The organism is Paenibacillus sp. MABNR03 (assembly GCF_050455445.1).
GTDB classification, from domain to species: Bacteria; Bacillota; Bacilli; order Paenibacillales; family Paenibacillaceae; genus Paenibacillus; species Paenibacillus xylanilyticus.
The window spans coordinates 683,694-702,618 of the sequence record NZ_JBCIYR010000004.1 but is presented as its reverse complement, the minus strand read 5'-3'; the positions used below and the strand labels follow the sequence as shown (position 1 = coordinate 702,618).

The window sequence follows — 18,925 nt, the reverse complement described above, 5'->3', positions numbered from 1 at the left end:
TAGATAGAGTCATATTTTAATATATTTAATGATGGCAAGCTCCAATATGATTGGACTTCATTATACCATCAACAGCTCCCGGATATCCTGCTCGGATAAAGTCGTCGATCCCCCATCTCCAGGTTCGATTACTTCGGCAATCAGATCCTTCTTCCGCTGCTGGAGTTCCAGAATCTTCTCTTCAATCGTGCCTTCCGTAATCAGTCGGATGACCTGCACGACTTGCTTCTGCCCCATCCGATGAGCTCGTCCAATGGCCTGTTCCTCCACTGCGGGATTCCACCACAGGTCATATAAAATGACGGTGTCGGCACCCGTTAAGTTCAATCCGGTACCGCCAGCTTTCATTGAGATCAGGAACAGCTCACCTTCCCCCTCATTGAATCTGCGGCACATGTCGACGCGACTCTGAGATGGTGTCTGTCCATCCAGATAAAACAGATTCCTTCCCTGCGCGGCGAGCGTCTGCCGGATCAGGTTCAGCATGCTTGCAAATTGGGAGAAGATCAGAATCCGCTTGCCTGCTGCGAGACAATCCTGAACTGTCTCCAGCAGCTGCTCCATCTTGCCTGAGTCTCCTTGATAGCCTTCAACAAACAGGGCCGGGTGACAGCACAACTGGCGTAAGCGGGTGATGCCGGCGAGTATTTTGATCCGATTCTTCTGGAAACCGTTCTCCTCCATATCTTTGGATGTCTCATCCTGAAGCTGTGAGAGATAGGCGGCATACAGCTTCTTCTGCTCAACCGTCAGCTCGGAGCGCTGTACCGTCTCAATACGATCCGGCAGTTCTTCCAGCACGTCCTTTTTCAGGCGGCGGAGAATGAACGGACGGACCATCCGGGCAATGCGTTCAGGAGGCAGATCGCGGAATCTGCGATAGCTTGGAAACAGTCCAGGGAATACCGCTTCGAAGATTGACCACAGCTCATCCAGCGAGTTCTCAACAGGCGTTCCTGTAAGCGCAAAACGGCGAGGCGCTTGGATCTGTTTAACCGCCTGGGCCGTCTGTGAGGAGGCATTCTTGATCGCCTGAGCCTCGTCCAGAATAAGCGTGTGAAACGTTCTGCCCAGATAGGTGTCCAGATCCCGACGCAGCAGCGGATAGGATGTTACAATTACATCCGCCTGATCCATACCTGCCAACATGGTGGCTCGTTCTTCTTTTTGTCCTGCAGCGATAAGAAAGCGTAAATGCGGGGCAAAACGTGCAAACTCATTAGCCCAGTTATAGGTCAATGATGCGGGCGCAACCACAAGCACGGGAGGATGTGCTGCCTGGCTTCGGATGGTTAATCCACCCTGCGATGTTCCCGATGCATCATAATTGTCACCTAGCCCTACCACAGACGCCTCATTCCATGGCAATCCCGTTATAGGATCAATCCCTGAATGAGCAGCCTCTGAAGCGCCCTCTCCCAATATCCCGTTCTTCCCGTAACTATCGAGTCCCCCGATATCTCCGTTTAAAATCCGCTTTTCTCTCAGCTCTGCCGTAATATAGGCGATGCTTTGCAACGTTTTGCCGAGCCCCATATCATCGGCCAGAATACCGCCAAAACGATAAAAAGCGAGTGTACGCAGCCACTGATATCCACTGGCCTGATAATCCCGCAACACGGGAGCGAGCGCATTCGGCAGCGCAAAATCCATCCGCTCAGGATCACGAAGATCATCCAAGAAGCGCTTGAGGGAACCGCCCCATTTCACATGTCCGGAAACCTCATCTCGGCCAGGAAGCTGCAGCGCTCGTACAGCAGGCAGGCGAATATGGCTGCCTTTGATATCGCCCGCTCCCAGTCCCAGCGAATCCGCCATGTGGGCGAAGCTGTCTGCTCCTTCATTTTCAAGCGAAAGAAAGACACCGCTACGCAAGCGGAAATAAGGTTTCTTTTCCACAATGCTGCGCATGATTTCCTGAAGTTCCTGTTCGTTCACGCCTTCGATTTCAAACGAAATCTCCAGCCAGTCCAATCCTTTCCCCAGATCTGCCCGGACTTTGGGAGGTGTCTGATAGGATTGCATCATGGCCTTCACCGCATTTGGCACATAGATGTCCACCTGATGCTCCAATTCAGGCACCAAATGATACATCACATCATAGATGGCATCTTCACGTTCACTCGCCCACACGCTGCCTTCCCGTTCCAGAAAGGATCGATCGAGTCGATCAATCAGATTTCGCTCGGCATGGCGGTCACGCACCAAAATAACCTTTTTCTCTTCTTCATCGATCAGATACTCAGCCAGCGGGTTAATGACCATCACACCATAATCAAACTCCAGACGTGCAGTGATTCGTTCCCGATAAAAATCAATATAGAGCTTCGGCACGAGCTCCGGCTCTGCGATTCGTTCTCTCACCTGGGCATCGATCGATAGATGTCCAAGCGTACGCAGTTCCGGCACCACATGCTGCACAAACTCATCGACTTGCTGAGACGAAATATCGATGCTTTCCTTGATCCCATACGAGGTGAGCGCTCTGCTCAAATCCTCCAGACTTCGCATCTGCGCCGGCTCCAACATGTGCAGTTGCCCTTCCACCACGGCAGCATCATAGGCAGGAAGAAGAATCAGCTCACGTAAACCAGAGATTTCGAGCTGGTACCCTTCATTCGCCCCCTGAGCAATCCGGTAAAACAGAGGCAGCGCACCCTCTCCCAATGTGAGCGGTCCGTTTGCGAGTCCCGTACCTTCCATCCGGCTATCGGCCTGAAGCAGCAATTCCAGCAGCGGTTTCCACACCAACGGCGCAATCAATATATCCCGGCCATCCGAAGCGCCCAAATAACCGGAGATCGATTCACGATACGCTTCCTCACTCTGTCTCATTCGAATCAGCATGGACAGAATTGCCTGATCCTGAGGGCTGAAATAATGCATCGAAGGGTCATAGAAAAATAATTTGGTAAACGACATCGGCTCGCCCTTCTCGACGCAGTTCAGGAATTGCTTCACCTTTTGCACCACGTACAGCCGCTTGCTTCCGACCTTGAGTTCCAGCGCGAGCTTGGCTCCCCCTTTATGAACCTGTACAAGCTTGCATATAAACTGTACCTGCAGCTCTTCCCGCAGCGATGAGCGGGTGACAGGCGCCGTATATTTACGTTCACCCGCATGCATGGGACCGCGTTCCTTGGTAAACATGGACAGAATCTGGTCAGCTGTACGATATGAAGGTTTGTCTGCCGAGCGTCCCCAGCCAGGGGCGGAACTTGGACGACCTGCCTGAGCAAAATGGGGAATCGCTTGCTGATCCGCATCAGCACGAAGATTGAACTCGGAAGCCAAGGATACATCCTTTTGTGCAAAAGCGTGCGAAGACGTACTCGTGTTAGACTCCGTATACGGTTTTGAATTTGATATTTCGTGCCTCTCCGGGCTGTCATTCCTAGCCGAGTCTATGATTGAAGAAGAGTTCGGACGCTCCCAATCTTTCTCTTCCACCAGCGTACCTACTCTGGAGTTGGAGCCTATACCAGAGCTAGGAGAATTTCCTGAGGAAGGTTTGGATGATGTCTGAGATCTACCCGCAGCGTTAAGCTCCTGCTGCTCACCCCATTCGTGAATCGCCAGCAGGACTGCAGCGACATGTTTGCAATAGTCATAATATCGGCCGTCGCCTGGACAACTGCATTCCGCCGCAATCTCCCCTTTTTCGTCCAAATCCACCTTCACCTGATATCGCTCCGTACCACGCACCAGTGCTTCATAATGACGCTGATCATCACTGACAACCAGATTGGTTACCCTGCCGGATTGGTTATAGGCTTCCCCTCGTTTGAATGCCGTGACCCCGCACAGCAATTTGATATCCATCATGGTGAATGGCGCCACGTGTTTCGCCTCCTTATGCGTTCTGGCTTGTTAAGAGTAACTCTCAATCCACCTGTCCCTTTTACAGAAAAAACCCCAAGAGCTCCGTAACGCAGAGTTTGGGGTTGCTTCATGCTTGAAACCTGTTGTTATAGCCTACGATCCATTTATTTCACCAATTGACCGCGTGTAACGCCCAGTTGGTTGGTTGCTTTCAATGTTTTCCAAACTTGTGTACCGCTGATCTCGCCGCGAAGTGCACGGTTGTACAGGTCAATAACTTCCATAACCTGCTCCGGTGTCTCTTCCAGGAACTCCACACGGTAACGGGATACACCCAGGTCCATAAAGTTGGTCAGATACTCGGCACCCGACTGTTCCACTGCGTTATAAACGGTATTGCGGCAGCCTTCATCCACACGTACCGGGTGGGACATGCCAATCCGGTCTTGCAGGGATGCCCGCTGTTCCTCACAAGGACGTCCACAGTTGGTGTAATCCGTTCCTTCACTCATAAACGTACAGTACACGCAGTGCTCCGTATGGAACATCGGCAGATGCTGATGAATAACCACTTCGGTCTGGCTTGTACGGGAATTACCCAGGAGATCGACCATTTGTTGAATGTTCAGGTCATAAGATGGTGTGATCCAGTCACATCCTGCTTCCAGGAACAGTTCCACCGCTTTGTGATTGGCGATGTTCAATGAGAAGTCACCGATCAGTTCCGGGTGCTTCGCATCCGGGTTCTCCATCCGGTGGCGCAGGTAGAAGTACAATGCACCTGTATTACGTACCAGCACGGCATCCGGCTTCAAACGCAGGATATTGTTGTGGTATCCGTTCTCGCCAGGCATGTGAATACGCGGCGTTGCCAAGGCAATCTTGCGGCCAGCAGCATGTACGGCTTCCACGGCTGCCGGGAACTGCTTGATAAACTCGAAGTCGGCATAGATCATGCCGACACCCGCTTCCAGCGCTGCCTCTACTTGAGGCAGGCTGCGGCAGAGCGCGGTCAGCTCCGCTTGACCGCGAGCCACTGGCGATGCCGGTTTAACCGCATCGCCGTAAACCTCTACCGCCCGTTTCACGTAGACGGGCGGTTTAGGGCGCTCGCCCGCGAGCTGTTCCACCGCCTGACGGCGAATGTTATTCAGCTCGCGCATCGGGATGATGACGTCACCGTGCAGGTTGACGTCCAGTTCCTCCAGTTGGAACACCGTTCCGCCCAGACGTCCGAATTGCTCCTCGAGCAATTCATAAGTCATCGGACGCTTCTGGGCAATATCCAGTTCCATCTCGGAATCGATCCGGACGGTCGTGCCTTTCTGCACGTCTGTCCACCAAGTGCTCAGCGGCTGCCCTGGGCTGCCGATCACTTTTACTTTTACCGGGAATACGCGGTACGGCTTCTCGGTTTCAAAGCTTTGACGCAGACGTTTGTCCAGCGCAGGGTCATTCGTTTTCCATACTTTGTCGCCAACCTTCACGCGGCGCAGGTCCACGTCACTGCGGCCTGGCACGATGTCCACGATCCAGCCTTCACCAGCTTCGCCTTCGATTTTCACGCCCTTGCGACGTACATCGTATACGCGTCCGCCTTCTTCCTTCTGCGTTGGATCGCCAGCGTCGAATACAATACCGTCTCCACGTTTAACGGGGGCATCCAGTTTGAGGACCACACCATCACGCAGGACTTGATCCACGCGACCAAGGTAGACACCACGACTTTTCGGGAACGTACCGTCAACCAGCTGTTTGTTGTTCGTACCATCCAGGAAACCGTGCGTGAATCCACGAGAGAAGCTTTGCTGCAGCTCACGGATTTCTTCCTTGCTTGGTGGCGTATTGTCACCGTCGAAGTAACGGTCGATTGCTTTGCGATATTTGCTGACTACGTTCGCCACGTATTCAGGCGTTTTGAGACGTCCTTCGATTTTGAAGGAAGTTACGCCTGCCTCGATCAGTTCCGGCATCAGGTCAATTGCCGCCAGATCCTTCGGAGACAGCAGATATGCCACATCACCCATCGGCTTATGCTCTCCGTCGATCATCAAGTCATATGGCAAACGGCAAGCCTGAGCACATTCCCCGCGGTTCGCAGAACGTCCGCCCCACATTTCGGAGGTCAGACATTGTCCTGAATACGACACACACAGCGCACCATGCACGAAAACTTCCATCGGAAGCTTCGCCTGTTCCCCAATCTTCTGAATCTGCTTCAGATTGTTCTCCCGTCCAAGAACGACACGTTCCATATCAAACGGCTTCGTAAACTCGACCGCTTCCGGTGATGTAATCGTCATCTGAGTGGAACCGTGAATCGGGAAATCCGGTGAGATTTCGCGAATCAATTTGACCAAGCCCAAATCCTGTACAATCACGGCGTCCACGCCTGCATCGACACATGCGTCGATCAGTTCCTTGGCATCCGTCAATTCATTTTCAAAAATCAATATATTAAAGGTCAAAAACCCTTTTACGCCATAACTGTGCAAAAACGCCATAATCTCCGGCAGCTCTTCCATGCGGAAATTGTTCGCGCGTGCCCGTGCATTAAACTTTTCGACTCCGAAGAAAATCGCATCCGCGCCATTGGCTACCGCCGAACGCATACAATCCCAGTCACCTGCGGGTGCCAGAAGCTCGACGTCTTCTCTTCGTAATGTTGCTGTTTTCATGTAGATCCTCCCCATAACCGGCCGTGGCCGGATTTCATCCCTGTATCCTCATACGCTTAGCTTGTACCTTCATTCTGTACGTCTTCATTGTCACTGTATCGCTATATCTATACATTATGTCTGTATTGCCTGATTCTCAAGCCTACAGTCATCTTTATTTATCAGATCAGCAGTCATAACTCCTGAACTAATATATTGTAACACTTCTGCACTCACTCTTCTACGCTTTCCTGAAAAAACCGTTTACCATTTTCATTTCCATCTTACAACGAAAAAACCGGATGGTCTCTGACCCTCCGGCATAACTTCATTATTTCGTAAAAGTAAATGAATTCACCGCTTTTTCCAGCGCTGCAGTCTGAACATCGGTTTTATTGGCATCATTCAGCCCCGTCGTAATCGTATACGTCGTTCCATTCTGTTCAAAAACAATTTGCTGCCCGGTATACGGCACACCATTGTCCAGTTCATGATACGTAAAGGAAAACGCTGGCACGCCTGCAATGGTCATCTCTCCACTGTTCAGCAGCTTGAAGTTTTTCCGCGTTTTCGCAGCTTCCTCATAGGCCTCTCTCAGTTGACTGACGGTCATTTCAACCGATTGCTCTTCAGTCACGTTGATGGAGAATTGTCCACCTGTGAAGGTGTATACGACTGGAGAATACTCAAATCTGTCATTATACGCCGTCCAGTAGCGCGGAATATCCACACTGTACTGGTACCGTTTGGACGTGCGTGTTATCGTCTTCGTTTTATCCGTCAAATACGGATCTTCATCCAGCTGACCGAAGTTATCGGATACCGTATCAAAATCAATTACAATGCTCTTCATGATCCGCTCAAACCATTCCCGATCCTGAGTCTGCTCTTCAGGGAATGTGTACTCCGCGTAATAGCGATAACCGTTCTTCTGCAAAAGAACATCGAACTCTGTCTGCCATCCATCACCGAAGTTATAACGGAACTCATTAACTTCCGCCGTTTCGCCAGAAACATCTATGGTATACGAACGAATCGGTTCATAACTTTCGGGTGTGAACGTTTCTCGCATCCATTTGTCCAGTTGGCCGCTCCAGTCTTTTACGGTTGCCCCAGTTGGCGCTGAGGTCACGCGCAATTGCAGAAACGCACCATCTTTGGACTCATAAGTCATCTGTGTATTATCCATGGACCAGCCAGCTGGGACATTCAGTTCGATGCCGTAGTCGTCATTCCATGCGGAACGCATGCCATTATCTACGGTGGATAGATCCTTAATGGTCCGATCCGACTGAACATAAGTAGGCTGGAATGAGTTGAGGAGCGCGGCACGTTTGTTCAGATCCTTGTAGTTCAGTGCATCATAATCCGCCAGGTAAACGTCATATTGACGCCCATCATTAATGTACTGACGCATCTCCCATAACATGCCATCCACATCTTTTACTACAATTCGAGCATAAGGTGTCTTGCCTTTGGAAACCGATTCCCGGTCCAGCACCGTATCTCCCGACTGTTTTGCTTCCTGCACCAACTGCTGCAGCATGTCATCCGAATCCAGCGCCACATCCTGATCACTGACGTACACTTCGAGATAATAGCTGCTGTCCGCGGAGCCAAAAGTCATCATGCGTTCCTGCTCACCCGTCTGTAAGACCATCAGGTCCGCCGGGTAATTAATGGACCAGCCGTAATAACTGTTGCCGATTCTTGTTTTGCCTGCATCGAGGTTAATACCGTCCTCATCCTCATCCACGGAATCATCGGTCTGCAATAACCGGATGACTACTTCCCCCGAACTGCTTGGAGCGATTGTTGCTCCAATGCCCGCAGCTACCGGACGAAGTGGAACCATCAGCACACCATTCACCATTTTGGGAGCAGTGCCCATCTCTTTTTTGACTCCGTCCACCCAGCCAATGGAACTGCCAATGGTTAAGGTAACGGTATGGGGACCTTCCTTGATTTTGACGACATCATTTTTCTCCAGCCGAATTTCGCTGCCAAACGCCTTTTTGAACACACCCACGGGTACCATCGTCACGCCCTTGACCTTATACGGTTTGGCGATAGCCTGCTTGCTGCCGTTAATGTAGGCACTTGAGCTTCCCGCTTGAATCCGCAGTTCACTCGTTGTATACTCGGCTGCCCATACAGGCATAACAGCACCGATGGTCAGCATCCCGGTCAACATCCCTGTGCTGAGCACACGTAAAAATGACTTCTTCATTCCGTTCAATCGTCCTCTCTGATTCCGGGTCGCTCACCGGGATTTATTGTTCTTCCTCTACCGGAAACGGCTCATCTTCCACGTCCTGAATATCCGCGCGATCCGCAAGTACCAAAGTACGTGTGACGATATCTCCGTCGGTCTGCATCAACAGCTTCACCTTTTGCCCTGGGGTATACTTCTTGAGCAGTTCATTAATATCCACTACGGAAGAAACACGCGTGCCCCCCACGCTGTATAAGACGTCCCCTTCCTTAATCTTGGCTTTCTTCGCTTCATTGGACAGTACACCCGTGATCGTTAATGGATCTTCTGTAGGCAGACCCACAATCGCAGACCAACTCTCTTCCAGCTGCAAACCGAGACTTGCACGTTTTATTTTGCCGTATTCAAAAAACTGATTAATGATATATTGAACGGTATCCACAGGAATCGAGAATCCCATATTCTCAACACCCACCGCTGAAAATTTCATTGAATTAATGCCGACGACCTCCCCCTTGAGGTTAACCAGAGGTCCCCCGCTGTTCCCCGGATTAATGGCTGTGTCTGTCTGAATCAAGCGATAGGTTGCTTCAACCCCGCGGTTCAGACCACTAATGACACCTACCGTTGCCGAATTTCGCAGAGAAAAGGAAATGGGTGTTCCAATAGCGATAACCGTCTCACCGACCGAGGTCTGGGAAGCTTTGGCGAATGTCGCCGGTTTGAGCGATTTGGCATTAATTTTGATCAGAGCCAGATCACTCAGAGGATCACTATATGTTTTTGTAATTTTATATGTATTGCCATCGGTCGTCACGACAACGGCATTGCTTAATCCATCCACCACGTGTGCGTTGGTCACAATCCAGCCATTGGAGCGTATAATGACGCCTGTACCATGAGCCAGGTTATAACGGTCGGTTGTGCTTCCTTCTTGTCCCTCGTCCGCTTTGCCGATGATGCCAACTACGGATGGCGACACCTTCTCAATCACTTTAGGAATAGCTTCATTGCCCTTGTACTGATAGGTTCCGGTTTTGGCATCATATTGTCCGTCTCCACCAATGGCCTTAACCAAGTCAACAGCACTAACATACACTTGTCCATCGACTACTTTTGCTTTCATGCCACCTGTCGACTCTGCCGCACCAGCCGTAGCCACAGCACTAAACGAGAGTACAGCAGCTATGCACATCGCCATGCACTTTTTCCCCAACGATCTCATCTTTTCACCAAACCCTCTCCATATATCCTCCGTTATGCAACCATCCTACCATCCAAATCTATGGATTTCTTTTCTCTATCATCTGCTATACCGGTATCCTCCAATTTAACATACATATTCTTCCTGTACAAATGTTTTCAGTCCTACTATTACTTGTACAATGTTTGCTTCGCACGTTGCCCACCAACACAAAAAACACCCTCCGCTATTTCTCTGGAAAGTGTTTTGTCTGTTCCCTTTGCTATTTTCAAATGCCTTAGAAGGATCTCCCTAACTGAACCAGTTCTTAATCATCGCATAATCCGTCATAAGAAAGACAAGCAAACTAACCACTGCAAATCCGATTGCAAACAGATTTTTCTTCGGTGCTCGAAGCAGGCGAACCACGCCAATGAAAATAATGATCGTAAATAAGAGGACAAAAATATCAAATGCATTAAAATTGGATGTACTCGCCGTGGCAGCTTCCGCAAACAGCATGGATAGACAGACCTCCTCACCATAGTTGAACAGCTAACGTATACCCTAATATCTTCCTCTATGTTATCTGTCCCCCGCTAGTAATGCAAGCCCTATCATCCAGAAAAATGAAAAAAATCCAGTTCGGACTTTGATCCCTGTAATGCTTGTCCCATCTGATATGTAAACACTTTCAATAACACCACCATAATGCTCACTAAGGTGGCATAATTAAATGACCCCTCTTTTCGGAAGAGCAGGGCATTCATCGGAAAATCAATGCCTCGCCCTTCAACAAAAAGAAGGGTCATTGAATATAAATATGATCTACCCTGATCTGCCATGAGCAGGTTGTCAGGATATACATCATGGTTTCCATACATTCATACTGCCTACTCTGTCAATTGCAGCGTCTTGCTTCGTTCCGTGTCGCGTTCCAATACTGGTTTTAGGTACTTGCCTGTATAAGAGGCTTCCACCTTAATAATATCCTCCGGCGTACCCGTCGCAACGATGGTTCCGCCACCACTACCACCTTCAGGACCCAGATCCACGATATAATCGGCTGTTTTGATAACGTCCAGGTTATGCTCAATCACCAAAACCGATTCACCCGAATCCACCAGACGATGAAGTACATTCAGCAAACGGTCGATATCATCGACATGAAGACCCGTTGTAGGCTCGTCCAGAATATAAATGGTTTTGCCTGTACTGCGGCGGTACAACTCGGAAGCAAGCTTCACACGCTGGGCTTCACCACCGGACAATGTCGTTGCAGGTTGACCCAAGTTAATATAGCCAAGGCCTACATCAAGCAGTGTTTGCAATTTGCGATGAATTTTTGGAATGTTCTCGAAGAAATGCGTGGCATCCTCAACGGTCATTTCGAGTACATCGGCAATATTTTTGTTTTTATATTTCACTTCAAGCGTTTCCCGGTTGTACCGTTTGCCTTTGCAGACTTCACAAGGGACATAGACATCGGGCAGGAAGTGCATCTCAATCTTGATGATTCCATCCCCGCGGCAAGCCTCACAGCGTCCGCCTTTGATGTTGAAGCTGAACCGGCCTTTTTTATAGCCACGCACTTTCGCTTCATTCGTCTGGGCAAACAGATCACGGATATCATCAAAGACACCTGTGTACGTAGCCGGGTTGGAACGCGGTGTGCGGCCAATTGGCGACTGGTCAATATCGATGACCTTATCGATATGTTCGAGACCCCGGATCTCTTTATGCTGTCCAGGACGCACACGTGCACGGTTCAGATCGCGTGCGAGTGTTTTGTACAGAATTTCATTAATCAGTGTTGATTTACCTGAGCCGGATACACCCGTGACCGCCGTAAATACACCTACCGGAATTTTCACATTCAGGTTCTTCAGGTTATTCTCTTTGGCACCGCGCACTTCCAGCCAGCGGTCTCCCACGCTGCGGCGTTCAGTTCGTACCGGGATAAACTTGCGTCCACTTAAGTACTGGCCTGTCAATGAGTTTTCGTCATTCATAATCTCTTCCGGCGTACCTTGTGACATGATGGTACCACCATGAATCCCTGCACCCGGACCGATGTCGATAATATAGTCGGCTGCCAGCATCGTATCTTCATCATGCTCAACGACGATCAGGGTGTTACCGATATCCCGCATATGAGCAAGTGTCGCGATCAGACGATCATTATCCCGTTGATGCAGACCGATGCTCGGCTCGTCGAGAATGTACAGTACGCCCATCAGGCTGGAACCAATCTGTGTAGCCAGACGAATACGCTGAGCTTCACCACCGGACAGCGTTCCGGCAGCCCGGCTCAGGGTCAGGTAATCGAGACCGACATTCACCAGGAAGCCGAGACGGCTGTTGATTTCTTTCAGAATCAGTTTGGCAATAGCTTGTTCCTTCTCGCTAAGCTGCAGAGATTCGAAGAAGCGACCTGCTTCCCCGATGGACAGGCTGGTTACATACGCCATGTTGTGATCGTTAATAGTTACCGCCAAGCTTTCCCGTTTCAATCGGTGCCCTTTGCAGGTACCACAAGGCTTCGCACTCATGTAACCTTCAATAAACTCCCGAATCCCTTCGGATGCCGTCTCCCGATAACGCCGTTCCAGATTGTTAACGATCCCTTCAAAGGTAACCATGGCTTCCTTGCGCTGTCCAAAATCATTCTCATACCGGAAACGGACTTTCTCCGAACCTGTACCCATCAACAACTTGTTCATCTGATCAGCTGGAAGATCCTCAACTGGTACATCCTGTGGAATGTTGAAATGTTCGCATACCGATTTCAGGAACTGCGGATAGTAAGTGGACGTACCGCCTGTCCAAGCATCAAATGCGCCTTCCTCAATCGTTTTGCTGCGATCGGGAACGAGCAAATCCGGGTCTACGATCATTTTTACACCCAGTCCATCACAATCCGGGCAGGCTCCGAACGGACTGTTGAAGGAAAACATCCGTGGCGCCAGCTCTTCAATACTGAATCCGCACACCGGGCAGGCAAAATTGGAACTAAAGCGCAGCTCTTCTTCACCCATAATATCAACCAGCAGTTGTCCTCCGGACAGATTAAGTGCCGTTTCAATGGAATCGGCCAGACGGGCCTGTACATCTTCCTTGACTACGATCCTGTCGACGACCACTTCAATGGTATGCTTTTTATTTTTTTCCAGCTGAATATCTTCGGACAAATCACGCAATTCCCCGTTTACCCGCACACGGACGAAGCCCTGCTTGGATACATCCGCAAACACACCTTTGTGCTCGCCCTTGCGGCCGGAGATAATTGGTGCGAGAATCTGCAACCGGGTACGTTCCGGATACTGCATCACGCGGTCTACCATCTGCTCTACCGTCTGGGAAGTGATCTCCACTCCATGATCCGGGCAATGAGGATGTCCCACACGTGCAAATAACAGACGCAGGTAGTCATAGATTTCCGTAACCGTTCCTACCGTGGAACGCGGGTTGCGACTTGTTGTTTTTTGGTCTATGGAAATGGCCGGTGACAGACCCTCGATTGAATCGACATCCGGTTTCTCCATTTGCCCGAGAAACTGACGTGCGTAAGCAGATAATGATTCCACATAACGCCGCTGTCCTTCGGCATAAATCGTGTCAAAAGCCAGCGAGGACTTGCCTGAGCCACTCAGACCGGTCAGTACGACAAAACGGTCGCGCGGGATGGTGATATCAATGTTCTTTAGGTTGTGCGCTCGCGCACCTTTAATGACAATGTTCTCGCTCGCCAATGTGTATCCATCCTCTCAATGTTGTGATTCCAACCTAATCTAACCCTTTTTTAAGGCTTTTCGATCCCACCCAAACCCTCCCTTCCAAGGGAGGGCCCCAAAGGGCGCAGCCCTCTGGACACCCGAAACAGGCGGTGCTTGGTGAGGGGTCGGGTCTTGCTATGTGAAGGTTTGTCGTGTGCCCGCAGCTTCTTCTAAGATCCCGGCCTGCTGCCGGTCTCTTAGAAGGCTGCTCTACTGCGAGAAGACGCTCACGGCTTCGCCTCGTTCGCGGTAGGTCGCCATTGCCTTTGGCTCGGCTCCCCTAAACACCGGAACGCTCACGGCTTCGCCTCGTTCGCGATGGTCGCCATTGCCCTTGGCTCGGCTCCCCTTGAACACCGGAACGCTCACGGCTTCGCCTCGCTCGCGATAGGTCGCCATTGCCTTTGGCTCGGCTCCCCTTGAACACCGGGACGCTCACGGCTTCGCCTCGCTCGCGGTAGGTCGCCATTGCCTTTGGCTCGGCTCCCCTTGAACACCGGGGCGCTCACGGCTTCGCCTCGCTCGCGATAGGTCGCCATTGCCTTTGGCTCGGCTCCCGAGTACACGACTTCCAAATACTTTCCCTATAAACCTTTTAACCAATTTCAACTTTTCTACCAGTATAGACCTGATTCCAGTTTTTCAACATGTCTAATTATCGGTCAATGATTGCTGGTTCTTTACTCAACAAGAGAACGGCCGTCTGGCCGTTCTCTTGTTGCATATCTATTTATCAACTTACTCTGCGCGTAACTCCAGCAAAGCATCGCGAAGTTCAGCCGCACGCTCAAACTGCAGGTTCTTGGCGGCATCTTTCATCTCAGCCTCAAGACGCTGAATAAGCGACTGGCGTTCCTTCTTCGACATCTTCTCGGCAGCGCCTGTAAGATACTCGTTTTTGGATTCGGCAACCTTGGTAGCCTCAATCACATCACGCACTTTTTTGCGAATCGTCTGTGGAGTAATTCCATGCTTCTCGTTATATGCAATTTGAATCTCACGACGGCGTTCCGTTTCCTTCATCGCTTTGTCCATCGAATCGGTCACTTTGTCGCCGTACAGAATAACTCGACCATCGCTGTTCCGCGCTGCCCGACCGATCGTTTGGATCAGTGACCGTTCAGAGCGAAGGAATCCTTCCTTATCGGCATCCAGAATCGCAACAAGCGAAACTTCCGGCAAATCCAAACCTTCTCTTAGCAAGTTGATTCCGATCAGCACATGGAATGTCCCCAGCCTCAGATCACGCAGGATCGCCATACGTTCCAATGTCTTGATCTCGGAGTGCAGATAACGCACCTTGATTCCGATTTCCTTCAGGTAATCGGTCAGATCCTCGGACATTTTCTTCGTCAGCGTTGTAATGAGTACACGTTCGTCCTTGGCAATCCGGTCGTTAATCTCACCAATCAGATCATCAATCTGTCCCTTCGTTGGACGAAGCTCAATAATCGGATCAAGGAGACCGGTTGGACGAATGATCTGCTGCACCATCGTATCCGTATGCTCAATCTCGTAAGGTCCAGGTGTCGCCGATACATAGATAATCTGATTCATCTTCTCTTCGAACTCTTCGAACTTCAGCGGACGGTTATCCAGTGCAGATGGCAGACGGAAACCGTGATCAACCAGAACCGTCTTCCGCGCCTGGTCACCGTTATACATCGCTCGGATCTGTGGCAAGGTCACATGGGACTCATCGACCACGATCAACATATCATCCGGGAAGTAATCCAGCAGGGTATACGGTGTATCGCCACGTTCACGGAATGTCAGCGGTCCGGAATAGTTCTCAATCCCTGAACAAAATCCAACTTCCTTCATCATCTCGATATCATACCGCGTACGCTGCTCCAGTCGCTGTGCCTCCAGCAGTTTACCCTGTTCGCGCAGCACTTCAAGCCGCTCTTCCAGTTCACGCTCAATGTTTACGAGTGCGACCCGCATCGTTTCTTCCTGGGTTACGAAGTGAGATGCCGGGAAGATGGCAATATGATCGCGCTCACCGATCAGTTCTCCGGTTAACACATCAATTTCCGTAATCTTCTCGATCTCGTCTCCAAAAAGCTCCACCCGAATCGCATGTTCACCCTTGGATGCCGGGAAAATCTCAACAACGTCGCCACGTACACGGAACGTGCCCCGCACAAAGTTGATATCATTCCGCTGATATTGAATCTCTACCAGACGGGACAAAATCTGATTGCGCGGTTTCTCCATTCCAACGCGCAGTGACAATAGCATGCTGGAGTAATCATGCGGCGATCCCAAACCGTAGATACAGGATACACTCGCTACAATAATGACATCACGGCGTTCAAACAATGAACTGGTTGCAGCGTGACGCAGCTTGTCAATTTCCTCGTTGATGCTTGAGTCCTTCTCGATGTACGTATCGGAAGACGGAATATATGCTTCTGGCTGATAGTAATCGTAGTAACTGACAAAATACTCAACCATGTTGTTTGGAAAGAATTCCTTGAACTCACTCGCAAGTTGTGCTGCCAGCGTTTTATTGTGGGCAATAATCAGCGTGGGACGTTGCAGCTTGGCAATCGTCTGCGCAATTGTGAACGTCTTACCTGTTCCTGTTGCACCCAGCAGTGTCTGATATCTTTTCCCTTCCTGAACACCCTGCACCAGTTCTTCTATGGCAGCAGGCTGGTCACCTTGGGGAGAAAACTCGGACTCGATCTCGAACGTTTTGTCGCTCATTATAATATCGCTCATTGCCGTATCTCACCCTATCGTCTAAAATAATAGTCACTATATATTGTCGAAGTTCCCCGAATTTTAATATGGGAAAACTTATAGTAATAGGAATATTTGTTCCCGTATAATTATACCTCGTTCGTACATGTGATGCAAACGTGAAGTAAAGACAGGAGTGGGTTAATTTATGGATATTGCGACACTTATCGGCATCATAGCCGGGATTGCCGCAGTGATCAGCGGTTTTTTGTGGGAAGGCGGCCAATTGTCCGGCCTGCTGCAAAAAACGGCTGCTCTGATTGTATTTGGTGGAACCATTGCTGCAGTGGTGGCCAGTTTCCCGGCTCATCGGCTGCGTACCATTCCGGCTGCACTACGCATGGCCTTTGGACGTAATGACAATGATCCAAACAAGTGGATGAAAGAATTAGTCGACATGTCTTCAATTGCCCGCCGCTCAGGCGTGCTTGCACTGGAACGCCAGGTGATGGATCATCCGCATCCTTTTCTGAAAGACGGTATCCAGATGGTTGTCGATGGCACCGATCAGGATGTGATTCGTCAGATCATGGAGCTGGAGATCGATTCGGTGGAACAAAAGCATGAAGGTTATGCCAAAATTTTTGAATCCGCTGGAGGTTACGCTCCAACGATGGGTATCATCGGTACGGTCATGGGACTTATTCAGGTTCTAGGCAGCCTTACAGATCCTACCGGACTCGGCCCAGCCATCGCTGTAGCTTTTACTGCAACCTTATACGGGGTAGCCAGTGCCAATCTTATCTTTTTGCCCATTGCATCCAAAATTAAATCACGGAGTGCCGAAGACATCCAGATGATGGAGATGCTGCTTGAAGGTGTGCTCGCCATCCAGAATGGAGAGAACCCTCATCTCGTACGCAAACGACTGGAGTCCTTCACACTCACCCATCGTCAAATCTCACGTCCCGTAGCGAAGGAGGGATTGGATGAGTCGGCGCAGTAGAAGGCGCGGAAAACGTGAACCTGGCGATCATCGGGATCGCTGGATGATTACCTATGCCGATCTCATTACGTTGCTGCTGATCTTTTTTGTCATCATGTACGCGATGAGCAATCTGGACTCCGGTAAGTACGACGTGGTGACCCAATCGCTCCAAAATACATTTAATCAATCCGACTCTATTCTCGATCTTGGCAATGGGCTGGATGAAACCGCAGGAGAAACGATTACTGAGGTTCCTCCAACCGAGGTTCAGGGCGAAGATCCAACCACTCCCGAACAGGAAGATCAGCCACTGACGGAGCGGGAAGAGCAGTTTCGATCCCAGGAGGAAGAGCTGCAGAATCTGTTCAATGTGATTACCCGGTATATCGAGGATAATAACCTGGAAAATCAGATTTTCGTGGCAGACAATCCGCAGGGAATTTCCATCACACTGAGTGATCGCTTTCTGTTTGATCAAGGACAGGCTGCCCTCAAAAGCGACGCTGCACCCACACTGAGCAAACTAGCGAGTCTGTTCCGTGATCTGAGCACTATTGTCAGTATCGAAGGTCATACCGATAACGTACCTGTCGGGGCCAACTCTTCATATAAAGACAACTGGGAGCTTTCCGGCGAACGTGCACTGTCTGTATTGCGCTTTTTTCTGGACAAAGAGAACCTGGACCCTGACGGCTTTCAGTATGCCGGGTATGCGGACACCCGTCCTACCGGAGATAATACGACCGCAGCCGGAAGGCAAAAAAACCGCCGGGTGGAAATTACCGTCCTGCGTCAACTGCAACCCTAAACATCCTATTCTTCAAACGATGAGGTATCCTGTTTCCTCGCAAAAAAAGCACGTTCCTGCTGAACCGAATTCAGTAGAACGTGCTTTTGTGTTTCTATTTTACTGCAGCGGCAGATACCAGTCTACCTTGTTATAGATGCTGTTCGATTGAGCAAACAAATTACGCACATAATTCACCTGGCGCTGAACCAGCGGCTCGGCCGTTTGTTCCAACCAGTACAGCCTGCCTGCCAAGAAGGCGACCGCGTACTCTTTCCACGAAGAATAAGCCGATTGCGCTTCAAGGGCAGCCTGCAACATCAATTGTTCAGCTTCCACCTCAGTGATAAAACCGACATAAGCACTTTTGCGGCACAAGTTCGCGTATCTTCCCCAATCCCAGGCTGCGATGCCGGCAGGAGGCAGTTTGTACATGTACGTTTTGACCACCAGATACTCATGATATCGGCCAGTTTCCGGATTAAGGGAGTGAATGCACTTCCATTGATCGGCTTCCGACAAGGCATTCATAAAAGTTCTCATTCGTTCAAACGCAATCCGATGTCCGCCTTCCCGGATCCATTCCAAAGCCGACAGGAGCTCTTCCCTGTTATGAATACGCCATTCTTCTTCCAGAGAAGTACGGAATCGATTCCTTTCTTCCTCGTCCTCATCATGCTCATAATTGTTGCGCATATCCAGTCCATTCATCTCGTCCATGATGGCGCTCATGCCCCGAAACCACAACTGTTTATCCGTAATCCCCCGCACAGTCCGGGCCGCTCCTCTGTCCTCTCCCATGTTCT

The 18,925-nt window shown here is 50.2% G+C and carries 11 protein-coding genes and 1 pseudogene; 2 read left to right on the top strand and 10 right to left on the bottom strand.

The window, feature by feature from the left end; genetic code table 11:
- Positions 1 to 60: 60 nt before the first annotated feature.
- The 9 genes and pseudogenes from AAIH57_RS22755 to uvrB form a co-directional block, all read right to left on the bottom strand.
- A complete protein-coding gene (locus AAIH57_RS22755) occupies positions 61 to 2,835 on the bottom strand; it encodes a DEAD/DEAH box helicase (protein WP_430023120.1) in 2,775 nt (924 codons plus the stop codon).
- Between the two features lie 747 nt (positions 2,836 to 3,582).
- Positions 3,583 to 3,822: pseudogene (locus tag AAIH57_RS22750) on the bottom strand (SWIM zinc finger family protein); the annotation flags it as partial.
- Between the two features lie 164 nt (positions 3,823 to 3,986).
- A complete protein-coding gene (locus AAIH57_RS22745) occupies positions 3,987 to 6,500 on the bottom strand; it encodes a U32 family peptidase (RefSeq protein WP_341176251.1) in 2,514 nt (837 codons plus the stop codon).
- 310 nt (positions 6,501 to 6,810) lie between these two features.
- Positions 6,811 to 8,709: a stalk domain-containing protein gene (locus AAIH57_RS22740; protein ID WP_430023083.1), complete on the bottom strand. Its 1,899-nt coding sequence runs from the start codon at positions 8,707 to 8,709 to the stop codon at positions 6,811 to 6,813.
- Between the two features lie 43 nt (positions 8,710 to 8,752).
- Complete coding sequence (locus AAIH57_RS22735) at positions 8,753 to 9,919, bottom strand: S1C family serine protease (RefSeq protein ID WP_430023082.1); 1,167 nt, start codon at positions 9,917 to 9,919, stop codon at positions 8,753 to 8,755.
- 270 nt (positions 9,920 to 10,189) lie between these two features.
- Positions 10,190 to 10,399 carry a DUF2759 family protein gene (locus AAIH57_RS22730; RefSeq protein ID WP_175394729.1) on the bottom strand — a complete coding sequence of 70 codons (210 nt, stop codon included), beginning with the start codon at positions 10,397 to 10,399 and terminating at the stop codon, positions 10,190 to 10,192.
- Positions 10,400 to 10,494: 95 nt separating this feature from the next.
- The gene (locus AAIH57_RS22725; protein WP_430023081.1) at positions 10,495 to 10,761 is read right to left on the bottom strand and encodes a hypothetical protein; all 267 of its coding nucleotides are present in this window, start codon (positions 10,759 to 10,761) and stop codon (positions 10,495 to 10,497) included.
- A 9-nt stretch (positions 10,762 to 10,770) separates the two neighbouring features.
- Positions 10,771 to 13,629, bottom strand: coding sequence for an excinuclease ABC subunit UvrA (gene uvrA, locus AAIH57_RS22720; protein ID WP_430023080.1), 2,859 nt, complete (start codon positions 13,627 to 13,629; stop codon positions 10,771 to 10,773).
- Positions 13,630 to 14,391: 762 nt separating this feature from the next.
- A complete protein-coding gene (uvrB, locus tag AAIH57_RS22715) occupies positions 14,392 to 16,383 on the bottom strand; it encodes an excinuclease ABC subunit UvrB (RefSeq protein ID WP_153980105.1) in 1,992 nt (663 codons plus the stop codon).
- 169 nt (positions 16,384 to 16,552) lie between these two features.
- On the opposite strand from uvrB, the gene AAIH57_RS22710 reads away from it, so the two are divergent.
- Together AAIH57_RS22710 and AAIH57_RS22705 are read left to right on the top strand one after the other, a co-directional pair.
- On the top strand, positions 16,553 to 17,350 hold the full coding sequence (locus AAIH57_RS22710) for a flagellar motor protein (RefSeq protein WP_430023079.1): 798 nt from the start codon (positions 16,553 to 16,555) through the stop codon (positions 17,348 to 17,350).
- Positions 17,334 to 18,140, top strand: a complete 807-nt coding sequence (locus tag AAIH57_RS22705; RefSeq protein WP_430023078.1) for a flagellar motor protein MotB — start codon at positions 17,334 to 17,336, stop codon at positions 18,138 to 18,140. The genes AAIH57_RS22710 and AAIH57_RS22705 overlap by 17 nt, the downstream gene beginning before the upstream one ends.
- Before the next feature lie 99 nt (positions 18,141 to 18,239).
- Here AAIH57_RS22705 and AAIH57_RS22700 read toward each other — a convergent pair whose 3' ends face one another.
- The gene (locus AAIH57_RS22700) at positions 18,240 to 18,920 is read right to left on the bottom strand and encodes a DUF1266 domain-containing protein (RefSeq protein ID WP_430023077.1); all 681 of its coding nucleotides are present in this window, start codon (positions 18,918 to 18,920) and stop codon (positions 18,240 to 18,242) included.
- Positions 18,921 to 18,925 lie beyond the last annotated feature (5 nt).

What these genes read in the sequence shown, in the direction of transcription:
- AAIH57_RS22755 (WP_430023120.1), bottom strand. Translation starts at nt 2,835, where the DNA reads ATGAGACAGAGTGAGGAAGCGTATCGTGAATCGATCTCCGGTTATTTG.
- AAIH57_RS22745 (WP_341176251.1), bottom strand. Translation starts at nt 6,500, where the DNA reads ATGAAAACAGCAACATTACGAAGAGAAGACGTCGAGCTTCTGGCACCC.
- AAIH57_RS22740 (WP_430023083.1), bottom strand. Translation starts at nt 8,709, where the DNA reads ATGAAGAAGTCATTTTTACGTGTGCTCAGCACAGGGATGTTGACCGGG.
- AAIH57_RS22735 (WP_430023082.1), bottom strand. Translation starts at nt 9,919, where the DNA reads ATGAGATCGTTGGGGAAAAAGTGCATGGCGATGTGCATAGCTGCTGTA.
- AAIH57_RS22730 (WP_175394729.1), bottom strand. Translation starts at nt 10,399, where the DNA reads ATGCTGTTTGCGGAAGCTGCCACGGCGAGTACATCCAATTTTAATGCA.
- AAIH57_RS22725 (WP_430023081.1), bottom strand. Translation starts at nt 10,761, where the DNA reads ATGTATGGAAACCATGATGTATATCCTGACAACCTGCTCATGGCAGAT.
- uvrB (WP_153980105.1), bottom strand. Translation starts at nt 16,383, where the DNA reads ATGAGCGATATTATAATGAGCGACAAAACGTTCGAGATCGAGTCCGAG.
- AAIH57_RS22710 (WP_430023079.1), top strand. Translation starts at nt 16,553, where the DNA reads ATGGATATTGCGACACTTATCGGCATCATAGCCGGGATTGCCGCAGTG.
- AAIH57_RS22705 (WP_430023078.1), top strand. Translation starts at nt 17,334, where the DNA reads ATGAGTCGGCGCAGTAGAAGGCGCGGAAAACGTGAACCTGGCGATCAT.
- AAIH57_RS22700 (WP_430023077.1), bottom strand. Translation starts at nt 18,920, where the DNA reads ATGGGAGAGGACAGAGGAGCGGCCCGGACTGTGCGGGGGATTACGGAT.